The organism is Stenotrophomonas sp. GD04054 (genome assembly GCF_029836955.1).
Taxonomy (GTDB): Bacteria; Pseudomonadota; Gammaproteobacteria; order Xanthomonadales; family Xanthomonadaceae; genus Stenotrophomonas; species Stenotrophomonas maltophilia_A.
This window is the reverse complement of sequence record NZ_JAOECR010000064.1, coordinates 1-21,950: the sequence shown is the minus strand read 5'-3', so window position 1 is coordinate 21,950 and position 21,950 is coordinate 1. Positions and strand designations below refer to the sequence as shown.

The window sequence follows — 21,950 nt, the reverse complement described above, 5'->3', positions numbered from 1 at the left end:
CCTTCAACAACCCTGCCGGCAGCTGCATGGTGATGCAGTGCAGGCTGCCGTTCTGCCAGATCAGCGAGCGGCAGGGCACCTGCACGATTTCGCGGCCCGGGTGCGCCTGTGCCAGCACGTCGCGGGCCAGGTCATCGGCCGGATCGCCATAGGCCGGCATCAGCACCGCGCCGTTGACGATCAGGTAGTTGGCGTACGACGCCGCCAGGCGGCGGCCTTCGTCGATCACCGGCTGTGCCCACGGCAGCGGGAACAGGCGGTACGGCTGGCCGTCCTTGGTGCGCAGCGCGGCCAGCTCATTGCCCATCGCCTGCAGTTCGGCGTAGTGCGAGTCGCTCTCGTCGTCGCAGGCCTGGTAGACGATGCTGTCAGCCGAGGCGAAGCGGGCGAGGGTATCGATGTGCGCGTCGGTGTCGTCGCCTTCCAGGTAGCCGTGGTCCAGCCACAGCACGCGGTCCTGCTGCAGCCAGTCGGCCAGGTCGGCGCTCAGGCTGGCGCGGTCGCGGTCCGGGTGGCGCTCGTGCAGGCACTTCCAGGTGGTCAGCAGGGTGCCTTCGCCATCGGTTTCGATGCCGCCGCCTTCCAGCGCGAACGGAATGCTGCGCACCGGTGCGTCGTTGAACACGCCGGCCTGGTCGAGCACGCCCACCAGCTGGTCATCCAGGGTGGCGTCGAACTTGCCGCCCCAGCCGGTGAAGCGGAAATCCAGCAGCTGGAAGCCGCCGTCGGCACGGCGCAGGGTGATCGGGCCGGAGTCGCGCAACCAGGTATCGTCGTAGGCCGCCGTGGTGAAGTGGACCTTGTCCATGTCGATGCGGTTGGAGCGCAGCCGCATCTCGGCATAGGTCTCCACATCGTCGTCGGCCACGCAGATCAGCACCGGCTGGAAGCGGGTGATGGCCGCGACCAGGGCGATGTAGGTCTCTTCCACCTGGCCCAGGCGGTCGGCCCAGTCGGTGTCGGCGGTGGGCCAGGCAATCAGGACGCCGCTCTGGGCTTCCCACTCGGCAGGAAAACGAAGGGTCTGGTTCATGGTCTCGCTACACAGGCCCGCCCAGGGCGGGTAAAGGGATCAACGGATCGGCGGTTTCGGGCCGATTTCGTTCGGGTCCGCCTGGTTGGCCACCACGTCGATCACCTTCTGCTTCTCGAAGTAGACGGTGAACTGCGGGTACACCCAGCGGTTGATGGTCGGCCATTGCCGCTTCTGCCCGCCACGCGGCTGCAGCTGCTCGCTCGGCGCGCCGAACTGCGCCTGTACCTGCTGCATGCTCTGGCCGCGCACGGGCAGAGCACCGGCCGGCTTCTCGCGGGCACGGTCGACAAGCAGGGTATCGGCCAGCGCCGGCGTGGCGGTGGCCAGGGTGGCCATCACGGCCAGGGCGGACAGGTAACGCTTCATCTCGATCTACTCCCCAGTGGTCAAGAAAGGCGATTACAGCAAAAACGGCAGGAAAAAGCCGCATAAACAAAAAACCGCCCGAAGGCGGCTTTTTGCATCGGGTCGGCCCCGCGTAGGGCCAGCCGCAGCCGCGAAGGCTGTTGGGCTTAGCGCTGACGCGCCTTGAAACGCGGGTTCGACTTGCAGATGACGAAGATCTTGCCACGACGACGCACGACCTTGCAGTCACGGTGACGGGCCTTCGCCGACTTCAGGGAGGACAGGACTTTCATGGCATACCTCGGCGTAAACAGTAGTTGTTCGGGTGGAGCGTGGCCGCGATATGCGAAAGACAATCGGCAGTTGACGCTCGTTCAAGCCCGCCATTCTACCGGGCTTTTCCTCGTGGTTTCAAGTGGTTGCACAAAAGATCCCATTGGGGGCGTCTGACAGGGGCTAGAATGACCCCTTCACACGCTCTGGGAACCCCATGAATCCACTCGCTCCCGTCCTGACCATCGACGGCCCTTCAGGGGCTGGCAAGGGTACCATCAGCCGCATCATCGCGCGCCGGATGGGCTGGCATTACCTGGATTCGGGCGCGCTGTACCGGGCAGTGGGCGTGGCCGCGAGCTGGGCCGACATCGATACCTCCGATGCCTCGGCGCTGGTCCGCTGCACCTTTGATACCCACGTTCAGTTTGTCGAGCAGGGTGAAGCCATGCGGGTCATGGTGAACGGGACCGATGCCACCGACGAGCTGCGCCTGGAGACCACCGGCGCGCTGGCCTCGGCCATCGCCGCCATTCCCGAGGTCCGGGCTGCCCTGAAGGAGCGCCAGCGCGCATTCAGGGAGCTGCCCGGCCTGGTCGCCGATGGCCGCGACATGGGCACGGTGATCTTCCCGGACGCCTCCTACAAGGTCTTCCTGACCGCCAGTGCCGAGGAGCGCGCCGAGCGCCGGCATAAGCAGTTGAAAGACAAGGGGGTTTCTGTTAACTTTGATGACCTCCTGCGCGAGATCATGGCCCGCGACGCCCGTGATGCTCAGCGTACCGTGGCGCCCCTGAAGCCGGCAGACGATGCTGTCCTCATCGACACCACAGGCATCGGCATCGCAGATGTCGTTGCCAGAGTGATGGATCTGCTTCCGGTTCCGGCTGCCTGATCCGTTCGCGCGGGAGCACTGCCAGCAGCATCGGTGGTGGTCGCGCATAGCAGTGCTGTACCAGCTCCGTCGCGCAATGATGCGTGGCGGTTTTCCTACTACACACGACCTGCGTTTCCGGGGTCGACCAACAGGCGGGCGGTCGCCATTCCCCTGAAGGGGACGCCACCGACCCATGTGTCCAACAGAGTAAATCTAATGACCGAATCATTTGCCGAACTGTTTGAAGCCAGCCAGGCCAATCTGGCCAAGCTGAAGCCGGGCGCCATCGTCAGCGGTACCGTTGTTGAAGTCCGCGGCGACGTCGTGGTGATCAACGCTGGCCTGAAGTCCGAAGGCATCGTGCCGATCGAACAGTTCCGTAACGACGCTGGCGAAATCGACGTCGCCGAAGGCGACATCGTCAAGGTCGCCCTCGACTCGATCGAGAACGGCTTCGGCGAAACCGTCCTGTCGCGCGAGAAGGCCAAGCGCGCGATGGTGTGGGACGAGCTGGAAGAAGCGTTGGAAAAGAACGAAACCATCACCGGTCGCATCAGCGGCAAGGTCAAGGGTGGTTTCACCGTGGACATCAAGGATGTCCGCGCCTTCCTGCCGGGTTCCCTGGTCGATGTGCGCCCGGTGCGCGATCCGGCCTACCTGGAAGGCAAGGAACTCGAGTTCAAGCTCATCAAGCTGGACCGCAAGCGTAACAACGTCGTGGTCTCGCGCCGCGCTGTCGTCGAAAGCGAGCACTCGGAAGAGCGCGAGCAGCTGATGGACAAGCTGCAGGAAGGCGCGATCCTGAAGGGTGTCGTCAAGAACCTGACCGATTACGGCGCGTTCGTGGACCTGGGCGGTATCGACGGCCTGCTGCACATCACCGACATGGCGTGGAAGCGCGTGCGTCACCCGTCGGAAGTCGTGAACGTCGGCGACGAGCTGGACGTCCGCGTGCTGAAGTTCGACCGCGAGCGCAACCGCGTTTCGCTGGGCCTGAAGCAGCTGGGCGAGGATCCGTGGGACAACATCGGCCGTCGTTACCCGGCCAACAGCCGCGTCTTCGGCAAGGTCTCCAACGTCACCGATTACGGTGCGTTCGTTGAGATCGAGCCGGGCGTCGAAGGCCTGGTGCACGTCTCCGAGATGGATTGGACCAACAAGAACGTCAACCCGTCCAAGGTTGTCCAGGTTGGTGATGAAGTCGAAGTGATGGTGCTGGACGTCGATGAAGAGCGTCGCCGTATCTCGCTGGGCATGAAGCAGGTTGCCGCCAATCCGTGGGAAACCTTCGCTGCCACCCACAAGAAGGGTGACAAGGTGTCGGGCCAGATCAAGTCGATCACCGACTTCGGCATCTTCATCGGCCTGGACGGCGGCATCGACGGCCTGGTCCACCTGTCCGACATCAGCTGGAACACCACCGGCGAAGACGTCGTTCGCAACTTCAAGAAGGGCGATACCCTGGACGCCGTCGTCCTGGCTGTCGATCCGGAGCGCGAGCGCATCTCCCTGGGCGTGAAGCAGCTGGAGCAGGATCCGTTCGGCCAGTACATGGCTGCCAATCCGAAGGGCTCCAAGGTCGAAGGCGTGGTGAAGGAAGTCGACGCCAAGGGCGCGATCATCGAGCTGGCTGACGGCATCGAAGGTTACGTCTCGGCACGCGACATCGCCAACGAGCGCGTTGACGATGCCACCCAGCACCTGAAGGTCGGCGACAAGGTCGAAGCCAAGTTCGTGGGCATGGACCGCAAGGGCCGTACCCTGCAGCTGTCGATCAAGGCCAAGGACGACGCTGAAATGCGCGAAGTGCTGGAGGAATACCAGTCCTCTTCGGCTTCCAGCGGCACCACCCAGCTGGGCGCGCTGCTGCGTGCACAGCTGAACGGCAACAAGTCCGAGTAATCGGCCTTACGCTGTTTGTTGTTTCCTGGACGGCCCGGGCATTGCCCGGGCCGTTTCAGGCTGAGATACCCCTGATGTGAGCCGGTAATGACCAAATCCGAACTGATCGAAATCCTTGCGCGCCGCCAGGCGCACCTGAAGGCCGATGATGTCGATCTGGCGGTGAAGTCGTTGCTGGAAATGATGGGCGGATCGCTGTCCGCCGGGGATCGCATCGAAATCCGTGGTTTTGGCAGCTTCTCGCTGCACTATCGTCCGCCGCGCCTGGGTCGCAACCCGAAGACCGGCGAATCGGTTGCCCTGCCGGGCAAGCACGTCCCTCATTTCAAGCCGGGCAAGGAACTGCGTGAGCGGGTCAGCAGTGTGCTGCCGCTGGACGCCGATCCGGCCTGAGCTTCCCGTCGCGCCACCGCGTGCGAATCCAGCCGCGAGTCGGATAAGCTACGGACTCCTGCCACTGGAGCTGTCGCATGAAGGTTTTTCGTCTGCTGGTCCTGCTGGCGGTTCTGATCCTTGGGTTGATCATCGGTGCGGTCAACATGACCGCGATGTCGATCAACCTGCTGTTTACCCAACTGCATACCTCGGTGGGCGTGGCCCTGATCGCCGCGCTGCTGGTGGGTGTCATCGTCGGTGCCGGCCTGGTGCTGGTGAGCGTGGTCATTCCGCTCTACAGCCAGTTGCGCCGCGCCAACAAGTCCGCTGTCGCCACGCCGGCACCGGTTGCTTCCCCCCAATCTTTTGATGGACGCTGATCGAAGATGGATTTCGTCACCGAGTGGTTCTGGTTCTTCCTGTTCGTTCCGCTGGCCGCACTGGCCGGGTGGGTGATCGGACGGCGTGGTGGTCAACGCCACGGTGACAGCCAGGTCAGCCGCCTGTCCAGCACCTACTTCCGCGGCCTGAACTACCTGCTCAACGAGCAGCCGGACAAGGCCATCGAGCTGTTCCTGCACATCGCCGAGCTGGACAAGGAAACCTTCGAGACCCAGGTCGCGCTGGGCCACCTGTTCCGCCGCCGCGGCGAAGTCGACCGCGCCATCCGCCTGCACCAGGGCCTGGTCAACCGCCACGACCTCAGCGATGCGCAACGCGTGCAGGCGCTGCTGGCACTGGGCGAGGACTACATGAAGTCCGGCCTGCTGGACCGCGCCGAGACCGTGTTCACCGAACTGGCCCAGCTGGATCAGCGTGCTCCGCAGGCACTCAAGCACCTGATCGGTATCTACCAGGCCGAGCGCGATTGGGAAAAGGCGATCGACAACGCGACCCGTTTCGAGGACGTCACCGGCGAGCCGATGGGCAAGCTGATCGGGCAGTTCGAGTGCGAACTGGCCGAACGCTTCCGCGGTGCTGGCAAGCTGGAAGAGGCGAGGGCAGCGATTGCCCGGGCTTACCAGGCCGATGCGATGTCGGTGCGTGCCGGCATCATTGAAGGCCGCCTGGAAACCGATGCCGGCAATCCGGAAGCGGCCGTGCGCGCCTTCGAGCGTGCCGCGCGCAACGATCCGGAGTACCTGCCGGAGCTGCTGCCGGCACTGATGCAGAACTACCGCAAGGTCGGCGATCTGGCGGGCGCGCGCGCCTTCCTGTCGGAGATGACCGAGCACTACCGCGGCATCGCCCCGGTGCTGGCGCTGACCCGCCTGATGGAAGAGCAGGAGGGCGTGGCGCCGGCCCGTGCCTACCTGGGCCGCCAGCTCAAGGATCGCCCGTCGGTGCGTGGCGAGTCCGCGCTGATCGACCTGACCCTGGCTGAAGGCGCCGATTCCACGGCGACCCTGCACGACCTGAAGCACATCACCGACCAGTTGCTGGTGCGCAATCCGGCCTATCGCTGCACCCGTTGTGGTTTCGGTGCGCGCACCCACCACTGGCAGTGCCCGAGCTGCAAGGAGTGGGGTACGGTCAAGCCGCTGCTGAACTACGCGGTGCTCTGATCCATGCCGTGGCTCGTGATGGGCGCGCTGCTGGGCCTGGCCCTGCTGAGTGCGGCACTGACCTGGGCGGCGCGGGGTTACGCGCTGCGCCGGCAACTGTTTGACCAGCCGGGCGAGCGCCGCAGCCATAGCGTGGCGACACCCCGCGGCGGCGGCATCGCCATTGTCATCAGCCTGCTGGTGACCGCCGGTGTTGCCATGTGGGCCTGGCCCGAAGCGCGTCCGAGCCTGCTGGTCGCCAGCCTTGGCCTGGCGCTGGTGGCGGGTATCGGCTGGTGGGACGACCACCGGCCGCTGCCGGCCATGCGCCGCCTGATGGTGCACTTCATCGCCGCCGCGCTGCTGGCCGCGCTGGTCAAGGTCCACGGTGGCAGCTGGCTGCTGGCCGTGCTGGTCCTGCTGTTCACCGCCTCGCTGATCAACATCTGGAATTTCATGGATGGGATCAACGGCATCGCGGCCAGCCAGGCCATTGTGGTCGCGCTGGGGCTGGCGCCGCTGCTGCCCTGGCCGTACTCGCTGGCGGCGGTCGCGTTGGGCCTGGCCTGCCTGGGCTTCCTGCCGTTCAACTTCCCGCGGGCCCGGATCTTCATGGGCGATGTCGGAAGTGGCGCGCTGGGCTACGCGGTGGCGGCAGTGCTGGCACTGGCCAGCGTCAAGACCGACATCCACTGGATCCTGCTGCTGGTGTCGGCATCGCCGTTCCTTGTGGACGCAGGCTTCACACTGCTGGCGCGCATCATTTCGGGACAACGCTGGATGGAACCCCATACCCAGCATGTCTACCAGCGCGCGGTGCAGGCAGGAGCCAGTCACGCCCAGGTAACAGGGATGTACTTTGCTTTGGGCCTGTTCAGTATTACAGTGCTTAATGTCTGCTCCAATTTGCAGCCGAGGTGGGAGGCTGCCGTGGCGTTCGCGTGGTTCATTGCGCTGAGCGTCCTCTGGCTCCTCCTGCGCAATGGATTGCGCCACCCAAAAGGAAATACCTGACTTATGGCTTCACCCTGGCGGGACAGAATCCTCGGCCTGATGCCGCGTTCGGCCATCGTCTGCCACGACCTGTTCATGGTCTGGGCATGCTGGCAGCTGCTCCACGCGGGGCGGTATTCGATCCTGGCCAACGCCCCCGAGCTCCCTCTCTGGAATGTCGACACCACGCTGGTGCTGCTGCTGCAGGGCATGGTGTTCTGGCGCGTGGGCCTCTATCGGGGCCTGTGGCGGTTCGCCAGCGTCAGCGACCTGCTGAACATCTTCAAGGCCAGTTTCATCGGCATGGTCGCCATCGTGCTGGTGCTGATGTGGAAGCGCTTCGACGGCGTGCCGATGTCGGTGCTGGTGATCTATCCGTTCGCGCTGTCGGCGCTGCTGGGCGCGCCGCGCCTGCTGTACCGGGCCTGGAAGGACTATCAGGCACTGCAGTCGGACTCGTCCGCGCGCCGCGTGCTGATCCTGGGTGCCGGCCAGGCCGCCGAGACCCTGGTCCGTGACCTGCGCCGTTCCGGTAATTTCGAGCCGGTCGGCCTGCTGGACGACGCGCCGCACCTGCGCGGCGCCAAGCTGCAGGGCCTGCCGATCCTCGGCACCCTGGACGATGCGCCGACAGTGGTCCGGGAGACGGCGGCCAAGCTGCTGGTGATCGCCATTCCGTCACTGGACGCGGCGGGCATGCAGCGGATCGTCGCCATCTGCGAAAGCACCGGCGTGCCGTTCCGCACCGTGCCCAAGCTCAGCGACATCCTGCAGGGCCAGTCGCTGCCGGGGCAGCTGAAGGAAGTGGCGATCGAGGATCTGCTGGGCCGCAAGCCGATCATGCCGGACTGGAACCTGATCCGTGGCTGGCTGGGCGGGCGTACGGTGATGGTCACCGGCGCCGGTGGCTCGATCGGCTCCGAGCTCTGCCGCCAGTGCGCACGGCATGGTGCCGGCCGCATCATCCTGCTCGAGATCAGCGAACTGCTGCTGCTGACCATCGAAGGCGAGCTGCGGCGCAGCTTCCCCGATGTCGAGATCGAAGCGGTGCTGGGCGACTGCGGTGACCCGGCGGTGATCCGCCACGCCCTGTCGCTGCATCCGGTCGACACCGCCTTCCATGCGGCTGCCTACAAGCACGTGCCGGTGCTGGAGCGGCAGCTGCGCGAAGCGGTGCGCAACAACATCCTGGCCACCGAGAACGTGGCCCGCGCCTGTCTGGAAGCGCGCGTTGAGCATTTCGTGTTCATCTCCACCGACAAGGCGGTCGACCCGGTCAATGCACTGGGCGCCAGCAAGCGCTATGCGGAGATGATCTGCCAGAGCCTGGACCAGAAGTCCACGCATACCCGTTTCGTTACGGTGCGCTTCGGCAACGTGCTGGCCTCGGCCGGCAGCGTCGTGCCGCTGTTCCGCGAACAGATCCTGCGTGGCGGTCCGGTGACCGTCACCGACCCGGAAGTCAGTCGCTACTTCATGACCATCCCGGAGGCCTGCCAGCTGATCCTGCAGGCGGCCGCTTCGGCATCGCATGGTGCGATCTATACGCTCGACATGGGCGAGCCGGTGCCGATCCGCGTGCTGGCCGAGCAGATGATCCGCCTGGCCGGCAAGCAGCCGTACAAGGACATTCCGATCATCTACACCGGGCTGCGTCCGGGCGAGAAGCTGCACGAGACGCTGTTCTATTCGGACGAGGACTACCGTTCCACCGCGCACCCGAAGATTCTCGAGGCCGGTGTACGTACGTTCTCGCGTGACCTGGTGCTGGGCAATGTCCCGCGCCTGCGCGATGCCGTGGCTGGTTACGACACGACCAGCATCCAGGAGATCCTGTTCGCGACGATGCCGGAGTTCTCTCCCATCGAACAGGATGCTTACATTTCATCCGCTAAAGTCGTGCCCTTTCCGGCACGTGAGGCCAACAGGCACCAATGAGCAAGCGAATTCGCAAGGCAGTTTTTCCAGTGGCAGGGCTCGGGACGCGCTTTTTGCCGGCAACCAAGACGGTTCCGAAGGAAATGTTGCCGATCATTGATCGTCCGCTGATCCAGTACGCGGTCGATGAAGCGATTGAAGCCGGTTGCGACACGCTGGTGTTCATCACCAACCGCTACAAGCATGCCGTGGCCGACTACTTCGACAAGGCCTACGAACTGGAGCAGAAGCTCGAGCGCGCCGGCAAGCAGGAGCAGCTGGAGATGATCCGCCATGTGCTGCCCAATGGCGTGCGCGCGATCTTCGTGACCCAGGCCGAAGCACTGGGCCTGGGCCATGCGGTGCTGTGCGCCAAGGCCGTGATCGGTGACGAGCCGTTCGCGGTGCTGCTGCCGGACGACCTCATCTGGAACCGCGGCGACGGCGCACTGAAGCAGATGGCAGACCTCAACGAGGCCAGTGGTGCCAGCGTGATCGCCGTTGAAGACGTGCCGCACGACAAGACTGCCAGCTACGGCATCGTTGCCACTGACGCGTTCGACGGCCGCAAGGGGCGCATTTCGCAGATCGTGGAGAAGCCCAAGCCGGAGGACGCGCCGAGCGATCTGGCGGTGGTTGGCCGTTATGTGCTGAGCCCGAAGATTTTCGAGTTGCTGGAACAGACCGGCAGTGGTGCCGGTGGCGAGATCCAGCTGACCGATGCGATCGCGCAGCTGCTGAAGACCGAAGAGGTCGATGCCTACCGCTTCGAGGGCACCCGCTTCGACTGCGGCACGCACCTGGGGCTGGTGGAGGCGACGATCCGTTTCGCGCTGGACAACCCGAGGCTGGCAGGGCCGGCGCGGGAGAAACTGACGGCGATGTTGGCGGAATAAGGTTTATCAAGCGCTCCGTCAGCGCCTTCCTGCCAAAGTGGGGAGGCGTGGGCAGTCCGCTGCAAGACACGCCGTAAACCCATCCATGGGGGCTCGATGGCGCCATCCATGGCGCCAACGGTCCTGCAGCGGACTGCCCACGCCTCTCGACAGTTTCCTGCGGGCGCGGACGGGAAGGGCGGAATCAAAGGCAGAAGCACAAGCAGAAAAGGCAGCCGATGGCTGCCTTTTTGCTTGTTGGGGTCGGATCCCTTTGCGCAGCAAAGGGCTCTGACCCCTGCCTTTGCCCCTGCCTTTGCTCACCCCTCCGCCGCGCGGAATGTTGGATGGCACGGGTGGGTGAGGCTGACCGGGACTGTCAGCGGCATGGATGCCGCTGCCAAGCCTACAGGGATGTACTTGCGGCGTGTCCCGGGCAGTCTCACCCACCCGGGCCCTGCAGTAAGCCGACATCCCGACCGACAACGCTTTGAACCTTACAGCGCCTCGAAAATACCCGCTGCGCCCATGCCGGTGCCGATGCACATCGTCACCATGCCGTACTTCTGCTGGCGACGGCGCAGGCCGTGCAGCAGGGTTGCAGTACGGATCGCGCCGGTCGCGCCCAGCGGGTGGCCCAGGGCAATCGCGCCACCCAGCGGGTTGACCTTGTTCGGGTCCAGGCCGCAATCGCGGATCACCGCCAGCGACTGCGCGGCGAACGCTTCGTTCAGTTCAATCCAGTCCAGCTGGTCCTGGGTCAGGCCCGCCTGCTTCAGTGCCTTCGGAATCGCAGCGATCGGGCCGATGCCCATCACTTCCGGGCGCACGCCGGCTACCGAGAAGCTGACGAAACGGGCCAGAGGGGTCAGGCCGTAGTCCTTGATCGCCTGTTCCGAGGCCAGCAGCACGGCACCGGCGCCGTCGCTCATCTGCGACGAGTTGCCAGCAGTGACGGTGCCGCCGAACTGGCCGTTGCGGAACACCGGGCGCAGCTTGGCCAGGCCTTCGGCCGAGGAATCCGGGCGCGGGCCTTCGTCGGTGTCGGCGATCTTGTTGCGGGTGATGATGCGCTGGCCATCGGCCAGGTCCGGCAGGTGCGAGACGATCTCGTACGGGCTGATCTCGTCCTTGAACTCGCCGTTCTGGATCGCGGCCATGGCTTTCTGGTGCGAGGCGAGGGCGAAGGCGTCCTGGTCTTCGCGCGAGACCTTCCACTCTTCAGCCACCTTTTCGGCGGTGATACCCATGCCGTAAGCGATGGCCACGTGGTCGTTGTCGAACACGCTCGGCGCCATCGCGATCTTGTTGCCCATCATCGGCACCATCGACATCGACTCGGTGCCGCCGGCCAGCATCAGGTCGGCGTTGCCCAGGCGGATCGCGTCGGCGGCCTGCGCCACGGCCTGCAGGCCGGAGGAGCAGAAGCGGTTCACGGTCTGTGCGGCGATGGTGTTCGGCAGGCCGGCCAGCAGCACGCCGATGCGCGCCACGTTCATGCCCTGCTCGGCTTCCGGCATGGCGCAGCCGATGATCGCGTCATCGATGCGGTTGACGTCCACGCCCGGGGCCTGGGCGACGACGCTGCGCAGCACGTGCGCAAGCATGTCGTCGGGGCGGGTGTTGCGGAACATGCCCTTGGGCGCCTTGCCAACCGGGGTACGGGTGGCGGCGACGATGTAGGCGTCCTGGATTTGCTTGGTCATTGCAGTGATCTCTCGAATTTTTTAGCCGGAGTGCCCACCAAGGCGGGCACCTACCAGAGGCAGAGGGATGCCGACCTGGGGTCGGCACCCGCCATCAATCAGTTACGCAGCGGCTTGCCGGTCTTGAGCATGTGCGCGATGCGGGCCTGGGTCTTTTCCTGCTGGGCCAGTTCGACGAAGTGCTTGCGCTCCAGGGTCAGCAGCCACTCTTCGTCCACCAGGGTGCCGCGGTCGACCTTGCCACCGCACAGCACGGTGGCGATGCGCTCGGCGATCTCGTAGTCGTACGGGCTGATGAAACGGCCTTCCAGCATGTTGACCAGCATCATCTTGAAGGTGGCGATACCAACGTCGCCGGCCACCTGGATGCGGCGTGCCGGCAGCGGCGGACGGTAGCCCGCTTCGGCCAGGGCGCGCGCTTCGGCCTTGGCGATGTGCAGGGCCTCGTAGCTGTTGAACACCACCTTGTCGGTGCTGCGCAGCAGGCCCAGTTCCTTGGCGTTGACCGCCGAGTTGGAGACCTTGGCCATCGCCACGGTTTCGAAGGTCTTCTTCAGTTCGGCGAACACGTCACCGCCCGGGCCAGCGGCCTGCGAGGCGCGCACGGCCAGTTCCTTGAGGCCACCACCGGCCGGCAGCAGGCCGACGCCGGCCTCGACCAGGCCGATGTAGCTTTCCAGGAAGGCCACGGTCTTGGCGCTGTGCATCTGGAACTCGCAGCCACCACCCAGCGCCAGGCCACGCACGGCAGCCACCACCGGCACCAGCGAGTACTTGATGCGCTGGCTGGTGCGCTGGAAGTTGGCGACCATCTCTTCGAACTGGTCGACCTTGCCGGCCTGCAGCAGGCCGAGCGCACCGGCCAGGTCGGCACCGGCGGAGAAGGGTTCCTTCTGCTGCCAGATCACCAGGCCCTGGAAGTCCTTCTCGGCGCGGCTGACACATTCCTGCAGGCCGTCGAGCACCTGGTCGGACACGGTGTTCATCTTGGTCTTGAAGCTGACCACGGCGATGCCATCACCGTCGTGCCACATGCGCAGGCCGTCGTTCTCGAACACGGTCTCGCCCGGCGCGAACTTCTCGCCTAGCAGCGGATCCGGGAAGCGCTGGCGCTGATACACCGGCAGCGACGAGCGCGGCAGCTTGGCGTTGCGCGACGGGCTGTAGCTGCCCTCGGCGGCGTGCACGCCATCGCGGCCATCGAACACCCAGTCCGGCAGCGGGGCATTGCTCATGCTCTTGCCGGCGACGATGTCATCGGCAATCCACTGCGCCACCTGCTTCCAGCCGGCGGCCTGCCAGGTTTCGAACGGGCCCAGCGACCAGCCGTAGCCCCAGCGGATGGCCAGGTCGACGTCGCGCGCGGTTTCGGCGATGTCGGCCAGATGGTAGGCGCTGTAGTGGAACAGGTCGCGGAAGGTCGCCCACAGGAACTGCGCCTGCGGGTGCTGGCTTTCGCGCAGCTTGGCGAATTTCTCGGCCGGGTTCTTGATCTTCAGGATCTCGACCACTTCCGGTGCGGCGGTGCGATCAGCAGCGCGGTAGTCCTGCTTCTCCAGGTCCAGCACCACGATGTCCTTGCCGACCTTGCGGAAGATGCCGGCGCCGGTCTTCTGGCCCAGCGCGCCCTTGGAAATCAGCGCATCCAGCCACTTCGGCGACTTGAAGAACTCATGCCACGGATCATTCGGCAGGGTGTCGCCCATGGTCTTGATGACGTGCGCCATGGTGTCCAGGCCGACCACGTCGGAGGTGCGGTAGGTCGCCGACTTCGGGCGACCTACCAGCGGGCCGGTCAGGCCGTCCACTTCATCGAAGCCCAGGCCGAACTGCTGGGTGTGGTGGATGGTGGACAGGATCGAGAACACGCCGATGCGGTTGCCGATGAAGTTCGGGGTGTCCTTGGCGTACACCACGCCCTTGCCCAAGGTGGTGACCAGGAATTCTTCCAGGCCTTCCAGCACGGCGGCGTCGGTGGTGGTGGCCGGGATCAGCTCGGCCAGGTGCATGTAGCGCGGCGGGTTGAAGAAGTGCACGCCGCAGAAGCGGTGGCGCAGCTGCTCGGGCAGCACGTCGGCCAGCTTGTTGATGCCCAGGCCCGAGGTGTTGGAGGCCAGCACCGCGTGGTCCGCCACGAACGGCGCGATCTTCTTGTACAGGTCCTGCTTCCAGTCCATGCGCTCGGCGATGGCCTCGATGATCAGGTCGCAGTCCTTCAGCTGCTCCAGGCCGGACTCGTAGTTGGCCGGGGTGATGGCTTCGGCCAGCGACTTGCTGGCCAGCGGCGCCGGGCTCAGCTTGCCCAGGTTGGCGATCGCCTTCAGCACGATGCCGTCAGCCGGACCTTCCTTGGCGGGCAGGTCGAACAGCACGGTGTCGACGCCAGCGTTGGTGAGGTGGGCGGCGATCTGGGCACCCATGACGCCGGCACCCAGCACGGCGGCGCGGCGGACTAGCAGGGAATTGGACATGGTGTAGGGCCTTTGTTGGTCAGCAGTTACTGGGTGGAATCAAGGGGAAGCGGGCAGGGCGCTGGCGCGTGCGGCGGCGCGGAACCCGGCTTCGGCGAAATGGATCAGTTCGTGGGCGGCATGGGCACGATGCGCCGCTTCGGTGACACCGGCGGGACGCTTGATCAGCCCGAAGTCGGCCATGGCATAGGTGAGCGAGCCGGCCAGGAAATCCAGGCGCCAGTACAGCTCTTCCTTGCTCAGGTCGGGTGCGCATTCGGCAATCGCCTTGCCGAACGCACGCAGCACGTGACCGTAGTGGTCGGACAGGAACTTGCGCAGGTTGTCGTTCTTCTCTGCGTAGGCGCGGGCGATCACGCGCACGAAGGCGCCGCCGTTCTGGCGGTCCTGGGCCAGCGCCAGGGCCGGTTCGACGAAGGCGGCCAGCACCGGGCGCAGCTGCCCGGGGTGTTCGCTGCGGGCGCGCTCGAGCTGCGCCAGGCGCGCGCCGGTCATCTCGTCCATGCGGCGGCGGAACACCTCGTTGACCAGGTTTTCCTTGGAGCCGAAGTGGTAGTTGACCGCGGCGATGTTGACGTCGGCCTGGCTGGTCACCTGGCGCAGCGACGTGCCGGCGAAGCCGTGCTGTGCGAACAGCTCCTCGGCCGCGCCGAGGATCCGGTCCTTGGTCGAGAAGTGGGCGGGTTTGGCCATCGGCGGGCGGACCTTAATCAAACGATTGTTTGATACTAGGACCAGACGGTAGCGTATGGCATTTTGCAGTGCAGCAAAAATGCCCGGACCGGTCAGATTTCACTCAGGTGGGTGAATGGGCGCAAAGGGTAGTGCCGGCCGCTGGCCGGCAACCGCAGGCAGCCCGTGGGGCGCCAGCCTGCCGGCCAGCGGCCGGCACTACCACGCTGCCGCTTTATCTTTTACAATTCGCCTACGTTTATCAGGCTAAGCCCGCGTCCCGACGCGGGTTTTTTTCATGTTACCCTTCGGGCCATCAGCGGCCCGATTCCATTGGAGACATCCCATGGCGCTGGAGCGCACCCTTTCGATCATCAAGCCGGACGCCGTTGCCAAGAACGTCATCGGCGAAATCTACGCCCGCTTCGAGAAGGCCGGCCTGAAGGTCGTGGCCGCCAAGTACAAGCAGCTGTCGCGCCGTGAAGCCGAAGGCTTCTACGCCGTGCACCGCGAGCGTCCGTTCTTCAACGCGCTGGTCGAGTTCATGATCTCCGGCCCGGTGATGATCCAGGCCCTGGAAGGCGAGAACGCCGTCCTGGCCCACCGCGACCTGCTGGGCGCCACCAACCCGAAGGAAGCCGCTGCGGGCACCATCCGCGCCGACTTCGCCGAATCCATCGATGCCAACGCCGCCCACGGCTCGGACTCGGTCGAGAATGCCGCGATTGAAATCGCCTACTTCTTCGCCGCCACCGAAGTCGTTTCGCGCTGAGAGTAATGCCGTGAACGAGGTCGTACAGTCCCCCGCCATCCAGCCGCTGCCGAAGTCGGCACCCACGGCTGGCAAGCAGAACCTGCTCGACCTCGATCGCGCGGGCCTGGAGAAGTTCTTCGTCGAGGTTCTCGGCGAGAAGAAGTTCCGTGCCCATCAGGTGATGAAGTGGATCCACCATCGCTACGTCACCGACTTCGATGAAATGACCGACCTCGGCAAGGTCCTGCGCGCCAAGCTGCAGGCCCATGCCGAGGTGCTGGTTCCGAACATCGTGTTCGACAAGCCCTCCGCCGACGGCACCCACAAGTGGCTGCTGGCGATGGGCGTGGATGGCAAGAACGCCATCGAGACCGTGTACATCCCGGACAAGACCCGCGGCACGCTGTGCGTGTCCTCGCAGGTCGGTTGCGGCCTGAACTGCACGTTCTGCTCCACCGCCACCCAGGGCTTCAACCGCAACCTGACCACCGCCGAGATCATCGGCCAGGTGTGGGTTGCCGCACGCCACCTGGGCAACGTGCCGCACCAGATGCGCCGCCTCACCAACGTGGTGATGATGGGCATGGGCGAGCCGCTGATGAATTTCGACAACGTCGTGCGCGCCATGAGCGTGATGCGCGACGACCTGGGCTACGGCCTGGCCAACAAGCGCGTGACCCTGTCGACCTCCGGCCTGGTGCCGCAGATCGACCGCCTGTCTGCCGAAAGCGACGTGTCGCTGGCGGTGTCGCTGCATGCGCCGAACGATGCGCTGCGCGAGACCCTGGTGCCGCTCAACAAGAAGTATCCGATCGCCGAGCTGATGGCCTCGTGCGCACGCTACCTGCGCGCCAACAAGCGCCGCGAATCGGTCACCTTCGAATACACCCTGATGAAGGGCATCAACGACAAGCCCGAGCATGCCCGCGAGCTGGCCCGCCTGATGCGGCAGTTCGACAACGCGGTGCAGGCCAAGGATTCGGGCAAGGTCAACCTGATTCCGTTCAACCCGTTCCCGGGCACCCGCTACGAGCGTTCGGAAGAAGCGCACATCCGTGCCTTCCAGAAGATTCTGCTCGACAGCAACGTGCTGACCATGGTCCGCCGCACCCGTGGCGACGACATCGACGCCGCCTGTGGCCAGCTCAAGGGCCAGGTGATGGACCGCACCCGCCGCCAGGCGGAGTTCAACAAGACGCTGCAGGCGGGGAAGGGGAGCGATGCCGCGGCCTGACCGCCTCTGGCTGGTTCTGTTCGCAGGCGTGCTGGCCGTTGCGGTCGGTGGCTGCAAATCCCATCCCAAGGCCAAGCTGGGCCCCAGCGAGGCGCCGGTCTACTCGGTCCGTGATCCGGACAGCGTGCGGCGCCAGGTGCGCCTGCAGGACCTGCTGGCCCTGGCCGCGCGCGACATGCAGGTGGGCAACCTCGATGCGGCCGAGCGCAAGGCGCGCGAGGCGCTGAAGCTGGCCCCCGAGTCGCCCGATGCGCTGGTGCTGCTGGCCGGCATCGACGAGCGCCGTGGCCGCACCCAACAGGCTGGCGAGAGCTTCCGCAGGGCTGCCGAGCAGGCGCCGCAGCGCGGGGACATCCTCAACAATTACGGCGCGTGGCTGTGCCAGCAGGGCCGGCCGGCCGAGTCGCTGGTCTGGTTCGATCGTGCGCTGCAGGCGCCGGGCTACGCCACGCCGGCCGAGTCCCAGGCCAATGCCGGGGGCTGTGCGCTGGATGCCGGCCAGTTCGAACGTGCCGAGCGCGACCTGCGTGCGGCGCTGGCAACGCTGCCGGGAAACCCGGTCGCGCTGGAGGCGATGGCCCAGCTCAGCTTCCGCCAGGGCCGCTTCATGGAGGCCCGGGCCTTCGCCGAACGTAGGATTGCGGCTGCACCCGCAACGCGTTCCGTGTTACAACTTGCGTCTCAAATCGAAGCGCGGCTGGGTGATCGGGCGGCATCTGACCGCTATCTTCAGCGCATTCGACAGGAATTTCCGCAGGAAGCGGGCTCCTAACTCCAGGGTTGATGCATTGTGATTGATGACCAGACTGTGAGCGCTCTCGAGACTGCGGCCGGCTGCGGCAGCCGCCTGCGCCAGGCCCGCGAGGCGGCCGGACTGACCCTCGAAGATGTCGGCTCGCGCCTGCGCATGCCGGTCCAGGTGGTCAAGTCGCTGGAAGAGGAACAATGGCAGAAGCTGGGGGCGCCGGTGTTCGTGCGCGGCCAGCTGCGCAGCTACGCGCGCCTGCTGGACGTGGATGTGAGCCAGCTGCTCGAGCAGGCCCAGGTCGGCCCGGTGGTTCCGCCCACCCTGGTCAGCCATACCCATACCCCGCGTGCGCGCCGCATTGCCGAGAATCTCGGCCGTCGCGTGCTGTATGTCGGTATCACCGCGGTGCTGGCGGTGCCGGTGTGGTTCGCCACCCGTGGTCATTTTGATGGCAGTGCGACGCCGTCGCCGAACACCGCTTCGCTGGACGCGATCCCGGCCGCTGTGCCGGTGACCCCGTCTGCCGCCGGCGTCGAGCCGGCCGCCGTGGCTGACGTGGCGAGCGCCCCGGCCAGCAAGCCGGCCGCCACCCCGTACGTAGCCTCGCTGGCCCCGGTGCCGCGTTCAGCCCCGGCACCAGCGGCTGCCGCCAACACGCTGGACATGCAGTTCAGCGGCGACAGCTGGGTCGATATCGGCGGCCCTGACGGCGCTACCGTCGAGAAGGCGCTGATCAAATCCGGCGAGAGCCGCAGCTTCACGCCGGGGCAGGTGACCCGGGTGACCCTGGGCAACGCCTCGGCGGTCCAGGTTCAGCAGAACGGCGCTATCGTCGATCTGACCCCCTACCAGCGAGCCAACGTGGCACGCTTTCAGGTATCCTCTGAAGGCTCCGTAGTCCCGGTTTCGCACTGAGGCGCGGTTTCACCACCTTCGATTAATCCCAATGGTCCCTCCCGATGGGCGGGGCGAGAGTACGCATGGCGATCGACGATCTGCTCGACGAGCACGAACAAAGTGAACGCGTCCGCAGCTGGCTGCGGAAGAATGGCGCCAGCATCCTCGGTGGCGTAGTCATCGCCATCGGTGCCATTGCCGGCTGGCAGTGGTACCAGAAGGATCAGGGCGGCAAGCTGGCCTCGGCCAATGTCGAGTACCAGAAGGCGCTCGTTGGCCTGCAGCAGAACAAGCTCGACGACGCCTCCAAGGCGGTCAAGGCGCTCGAAGCCGGCCCGTCCAGCATCTACGGCGACCTCGCGGCGCTGCAGCTGGCCAAGGCCCAGGTCGACGCCGGCAAGAACGAAGAAGCCCTGGCCACCCTGCGCGGCGTGAAGGTCGAAGGTGACCTGCAGCGCGTGGTCGACCAGCGTGTGGCCCGCCTGCTGGTGGCCACCGGCAAGAGTGACGAGGCGATCAAGCTGCTGGGCAGCGCCACCGACAGCAGCAGCCTGGAAATCCATGGCGACGCGCTGATGGCGCAGGGCAAGCGTGATGACGCCCGGGGCCAGTACGAGAAAGCGCTGAAGTCGCTGGACGTGGCAGCGCCGCAGCGGCGCCTGCTGGAAACCAAGGTTATGGACGCCGGCGGCACCGTTGCCGCCCCTGCGGAGTCGGTTTGATGAGTCAGAAGGTCATGATCACCCGCGTCGCCACCGTGCTCCTGATGGGCATGGCCCTGACCGGCTGCAGCACCGTGAAGGGCTGGTTCGCCGGCAAGGACGCGGCCGCGAAGAAGGCACAGGAACCGGCTGAGCTGGTCAAGTTCGAGCCGACCCTGAAGGTCAACAAGGCCTGGTCGGTCAACCTCGGCAAGGGCGAGCGCCGCATCGGCGTGCGCCAGGGCCCGGCCGTGGCCAACGGCCACGTGTTCGCTGCGGCACTCACCGGTGGCGTGCACGCCATCGACCTGCAGACCGGCAAGAAGGTCTGGACCTGGGAGCCGAAAAAGGAAAAGAAGAAGGCCAAGCTGCGCCTGTCCGGCGGCCCGGGGGTCGGTGAGAACCTGGTCGTGATCGGCACGCTCGATGGCCAGGTCATCGCCCTGGACATCAACGATGGCAGCGAGAAGTGGCGCGCCCGTGTTCCGGGTGAAGTCATCGCCGCGCCGGCCATCGCCCAGGGCGCGGTCTACGTGCGCAGCAATGACGGCCGCATCACCGCGTTCGATGCCGGCAACGGCACCCAGAAGTGGTTCAACCCGAGCGAGCTGCCGGCGCTGACCGTGCGTGGCAACGCGCCGGTGGTGACCGGCCCGGGCGTGCTGTTCATCGGCAAGGACGAGGGCGCGGTTGCCGCCCTGGCCCAGCAGGATGGCCGCACCCTGTGGGAACAGAATGTGGGCAACGGTGAAGGCCGTACCGAGCTGGAGCGCATGGCCGATGTCGACGGTGCGCCGGTGCTGGATGGCAACACCCTGTTCGTGAGCAGCTTCAAGAACCAGACGATGGCCATCGAAGGCCCGACCGGTCGCCCGCTGTGGGCGCGCGACCATGGTGGTGCCGGTGGCGTGGCGGTCTCGTCTGGCAATGTGTTTGTCACCGACAACAAGGGCGGCGTGTTCGGCCTGGACAAGGCCAGCGGCGCGGCGATGTGGTCGCAGACCGCACTGGCCCGTCGCTCGCTGACCGGCCCGGCACTGCACGGCGACTACGTCGTGGTCGGCGACTACAAGGGATACGTGCACTGGCTGCAGACCTCCGATGGTGCGATGGCGGCACGGGCAAAGAGCGGCGGTGACGCCCTGCTGGCCCAGCCAATCGTCGTAGACGGGGTGCTGCTGGTGCAGAACGTTGATGGCAAGCTGACCGCCTTCCGGTTGGCAAATTAAAAATTGGAGTAATCGCGATGCTGCCTTTGGTCGCCCTGGTTGGACGGCCGAATGTCGGCAAGTCGACTATTTTCAATGCGCTTACGCGCACCCGTGACGCGCTGGTCCATGACCAGCCCGGCGTCACCCGCGACCGCAACTACGGTGTCTGCCGTCTGGACGAGGACAATCATTTCCTCGTCGTCGACACCGGCGGTATCGCGGAAGAGGAAGAGGGTCTGGCAGGGGCTACCACCCGCCAGGCCCGTGCCGCTGCGGCGGAAGCCGACCTGATCCTGTTCGTGGTCGATGCCCGTGAGGGTACCTCGGCGATGGACGACGAGATCCTGGCCTGGCTGCGCAAGCTGTCGCGCCCGACGCTGCTGCTGATCAACAAGATCGACGGCACCGACGAGGACACCGTGCGTTCGGAGTTCGCCCGTTATGGCTTCGGCGAGATGCTGACCGTGTCGGCTGCGCATCGCCAGGGTCTGGACGACCTGCTGGACGAAGTGGTCCAGCGCCTGCCGGAAGAAGGCAGCGGCGAAGAGCTGGACAACGATCCGAACCGCATCCGCATCGCCTTCGTCGGCCGCCCGAACGTGGGCAAGTCCACCCTGGTCAACCGCATCCTCGGCGAGGAGCGCATGATCGCCTCCGACGTGCCGGGCACCACCCGCGACTCGATCGCGGTGGACCTGGAGCGTGATGGCCGCGAGTACCGCCTGATCGACACCGCCGGCCTGCGCCGTCGTTCGCGCGTGGACGAGGTCGTCGAGAAGTTCTCGGTGGTCAAGACCATGCAGTCGATCGAGCAGTGCCAGGTGGCCGTGCTGATGCTCGACGCCACCGAAGGCGTGACCGACCAGGACGCCACCGTGCTCGGTGCCGTGCTCGATGCCGGCCGCGCGCTGGTGATCGCCATCAACAAGTGGGATGGCCTGACCGAGTACCAGCGCGAGCAGGCGGAAACCATGCTGTCGCTGAAGCTGGGCTTCGTGCCGTGGGCCGAGTCCGTGCGCATCTCGGCCAAGCATGGCTCGGGCCTGCGTGAGCTGTTCCGTGCGGTGCACCGCGCGCACGAATCGGCGAACAAGACCTTCACCACCAGCGAAGTGAACAAGGCGCTGGAAGTGGCGTATGAGACCAACCCGCCGCCGACCATCCGCGGCCATGTCTCCAAGCTGCGTTACGTGCACCCGGCCGGGGCAAACCCGCCGACCTTCATCGTGCACGGCACGCGCCTGAAGGAACTGCAGGAGTCGTACAAGCGCTACCTGGAGAACTTCTTCCGCAAGCGCTTCAAGCTGATCGGCACGCCGGTGAGCTTCATCTTCCGCGAGGGTACCAACCCGTACGAGGGCAAGAAGAACGTCCTCACCGAGCGGCAGGTCAAGGCCAAGCGGCGCTTGATGAAGCACG

The 21,950-nt window shown here is 65.6% G+C and carries 21 protein-coding genes; 15 read left to right on the top strand and 6 right to left on the bottom strand.

What is annotated here, in order from left to right; all coding sequences use genetic code 11:
* From N7573_RS20120 to ykgO, 3 genes are all read right to left on the bottom strand, one after another.
* On the bottom strand, positions 1-1,033 hold a 1,033-nt coding region (locus tag N7573_RS20120), incomplete at its 3' end, for an agmatine deiminase family protein (protein ID WP_279943267.1).
* 39 nt (positions 1,034-1,072) lie between these two features.
* Positions 1,073-1,402, bottom strand: a complete 330-nt coding sequence (locus N7573_RS20115) for a hypothetical protein (protein WP_125895520.1) — start codon at positions 1,400-1,402, stop codon at positions 1,073-1,075.
* A gap of 146 nt (positions 1,403-1,548) precedes the next feature.
* Positions 1,549-1,674 carry a type B 50S ribosomal protein L36 gene (ykgO, locus tag N7573_RS20110; protein WP_005409283.1) on the bottom strand — a complete coding sequence of 42 codons (126 nt, stop codon included), beginning with the start codon at positions 1,672-1,674 and terminating at the stop codon, positions 1,549-1,551.
* Between the two features lie 197 nt (positions 1,675-1,871).
* Here ykgO and cmk point away from each other — a divergent pair, with 197 nt between their 5' ends.
* The 8 genes from cmk to galU all read left to right on the top strand — a co-directional run bounded on the left by cmk (position 1,872) and on the right by galU (position 10,158).
* Positions 1,872-2,549: a (d)CMP kinase gene (gene cmk, locus N7573_RS20105; protein ID WP_032130077.1), complete on the top strand. Its 678-nt coding sequence runs from the start codon at positions 1,872-1,874 to the stop codon at positions 2,547-2,549.
* Positions 2,550-2,747: 198 nt separating this feature from the next.
* Entirely contained in the window at positions 2,748-4,433 is a 1,686-nt protein-coding gene (rpsA, locus tag N7573_RS20100; protein ID WP_005416230.1) for a 30S ribosomal protein S1, read from the top strand.
* Positions 4,434-4,520: 87 nt separating this feature from the next.
* Positions 4,521-4,826 carry an integration host factor subunit beta gene (locus N7573_RS20095; RefSeq protein ID WP_005409286.1) on the top strand — a complete coding sequence of 102 codons (306 nt, stop codon included), beginning with the start codon at positions 4,521-4,523 and terminating at the stop codon, positions 4,824-4,826.
* A gap of 77 nt (positions 4,827-4,903) precedes the next feature.
* Positions 4,904-5,188, top strand: coding sequence for a LapA family protein (locus N7573_RS20090; RefSeq protein ID WP_010484569.1), 285 nt, complete (start codon positions 4,904-4,906; stop codon positions 5,186-5,188).
* 6 nt (positions 5,189-5,194) lie between these two features.
* Positions 5,195-6,373 (top strand): lipopolysaccharide assembly protein LapB, encoded by a 1,179-nt coding sequence (gene lapB, locus N7573_RS20085; protein ID WP_005416232.1) that lies wholly within the window; start codon positions 5,195-5,197, stop codon positions 6,371-6,373.
* A gap of 3 nt (positions 6,374-6,376) precedes the next feature.
* The gene (locus N7573_RS20080) at positions 6,377-7,366 is read left to right on the top strand and encodes a glycosyltransferase family 4 protein (RefSeq protein ID WP_049462301.1); all 990 of its coding nucleotides are present in this window, start codon (positions 6,377-6,379) and stop codon (positions 7,364-7,366) included.
* Positions 7,367-7,369: 3 nt separating this feature from the next.
* Positions 7,370-9,283: a nucleoside-diphosphate sugar epimerase/dehydratase gene (locus tag N7573_RS20075; protein WP_032130079.1), complete on the top strand. Its 1,914-nt coding sequence runs from the start codon at positions 7,370-7,372 to the stop codon at positions 9,281-9,283.
* Complete coding sequence (galU, locus tag N7573_RS20070; RefSeq protein ID WP_279913537.1) at positions 9,280-10,158, top strand: UTP--glucose-1-phosphate uridylyltransferase GalU; 879 nt, start codon at positions 9,280-9,282, stop codon at positions 10,156-10,158. Before N7573_RS20075 ends, galU begins: the two co-directional genes overlap by 4 nt.
* A 476-nt stretch (positions 10,159-10,634) precedes the next feature.
* Here the strand turns inward: galU and N7573_RS20065 are convergent, their stop codons facing one another.
* The 3 genes from N7573_RS20065 to N7573_RS20055 all read right to left on the bottom strand — a co-directional run bounded on the left by N7573_RS20065 (position 10,635) and on the right by N7573_RS20055 (position 15,007).
* Positions 10,635-11,843, bottom strand: coding sequence for an acetyl-CoA C-acyltransferase (locus N7573_RS20065; protein ID WP_049399460.1), 1,209 nt, complete (start codon positions 11,841-11,843; stop codon positions 10,635-10,637).
* Positions 11,844-11,941: 98 nt separating this feature from the next.
* Entirely contained in the window at positions 11,942-14,314 is a 2,373-nt protein-coding gene (locus N7573_RS20060) for a 3-hydroxyacyl-CoA dehydrogenase/enoyl-CoA hydratase family protein (protein WP_049399461.1), read from the bottom strand.
* A gap of 39 nt (positions 14,315-14,353) precedes the next feature.
* On the bottom strand, positions 14,354-15,007 hold the full coding sequence (locus N7573_RS20055; protein ID WP_006431024.1) for a TetR family transcriptional regulator: 654 nt from the start codon (positions 15,005-15,007) through the stop codon (positions 14,354-14,356).
* Between the two features lie 325 nt (positions 15,008-15,332).
* Between N7573_RS20055 and ndk the strand changes: the two genes are divergently transcribed.
* The 7 genes from ndk to der all read left to right on the top strand — a co-directional run.
* Complete coding sequence (gene ndk, locus N7573_RS20050) at positions 15,333-15,758, top strand: nucleoside-diphosphate kinase (RefSeq protein ID WP_008265389.1); 426 nt, start codon at positions 15,333-15,335, stop codon at positions 15,756-15,758.
* Positions 15,759-15,768: 10 nt separating this feature from the next.
* Positions 15,769-16,974, top strand: a complete 1,206-nt coding sequence (gene rlmN, locus N7573_RS20045) for a 23S rRNA (adenine(2503)-C(2))-methyltransferase RlmN (protein ID WP_005409296.1) — start codon at positions 15,769-15,771, stop codon at positions 16,972-16,974.
* Positions 16,961-17,746: a type IV pilus biogenesis/stability protein PilW gene (gene pilW / locus N7573_RS20040; RefSeq protein ID WP_121503074.1), complete on the top strand. Its 786-nt coding sequence runs from the start codon at positions 16,961-16,963 to the stop codon at positions 17,744-17,746. The genes rlmN and pilW overlap by 14 nt, the downstream gene beginning before the upstream one ends.
* Before the next feature lie 18 nt (positions 17,747-17,764).
* The gene (locus tag N7573_RS20035) at positions 17,765-18,637 is read left to right on the top strand and encodes a RodZ domain-containing protein (protein ID WP_032130492.1); all 873 of its coding nucleotides are present in this window, start codon (positions 17,765-17,767) and stop codon (positions 18,635-18,637) included.
* A 65-nt stretch (positions 18,638-18,702) separates the two neighbouring features.
* A complete protein-coding gene (locus N7573_RS20030; RefSeq protein ID WP_032130493.1) occupies positions 18,703-19,341 on the top strand; it encodes a tetratricopeptide repeat protein in 639 nt (212 codons plus the stop codon).
* Positions 19,341-20,549 (top strand): outer membrane protein assembly factor BamB, encoded by a 1,209-nt coding sequence (bamB, locus tag N7573_RS20025; protein WP_121503076.1) that lies wholly within the window; start codon positions 19,341-19,343, stop codon positions 20,547-20,549. The genes N7573_RS20030 and bamB overlap by 1 nt, the downstream gene beginning before the upstream one ends.
* Before the next feature lie 17 nt (positions 20,550-20,566).
* Positions 20,567-21,950 (top strand): ribosome biogenesis GTPase Der (gene der / locus N7573_RS20020; protein WP_279943266.1); only part of this gene is annotated, 1,384 nt, incomplete at its 3' end.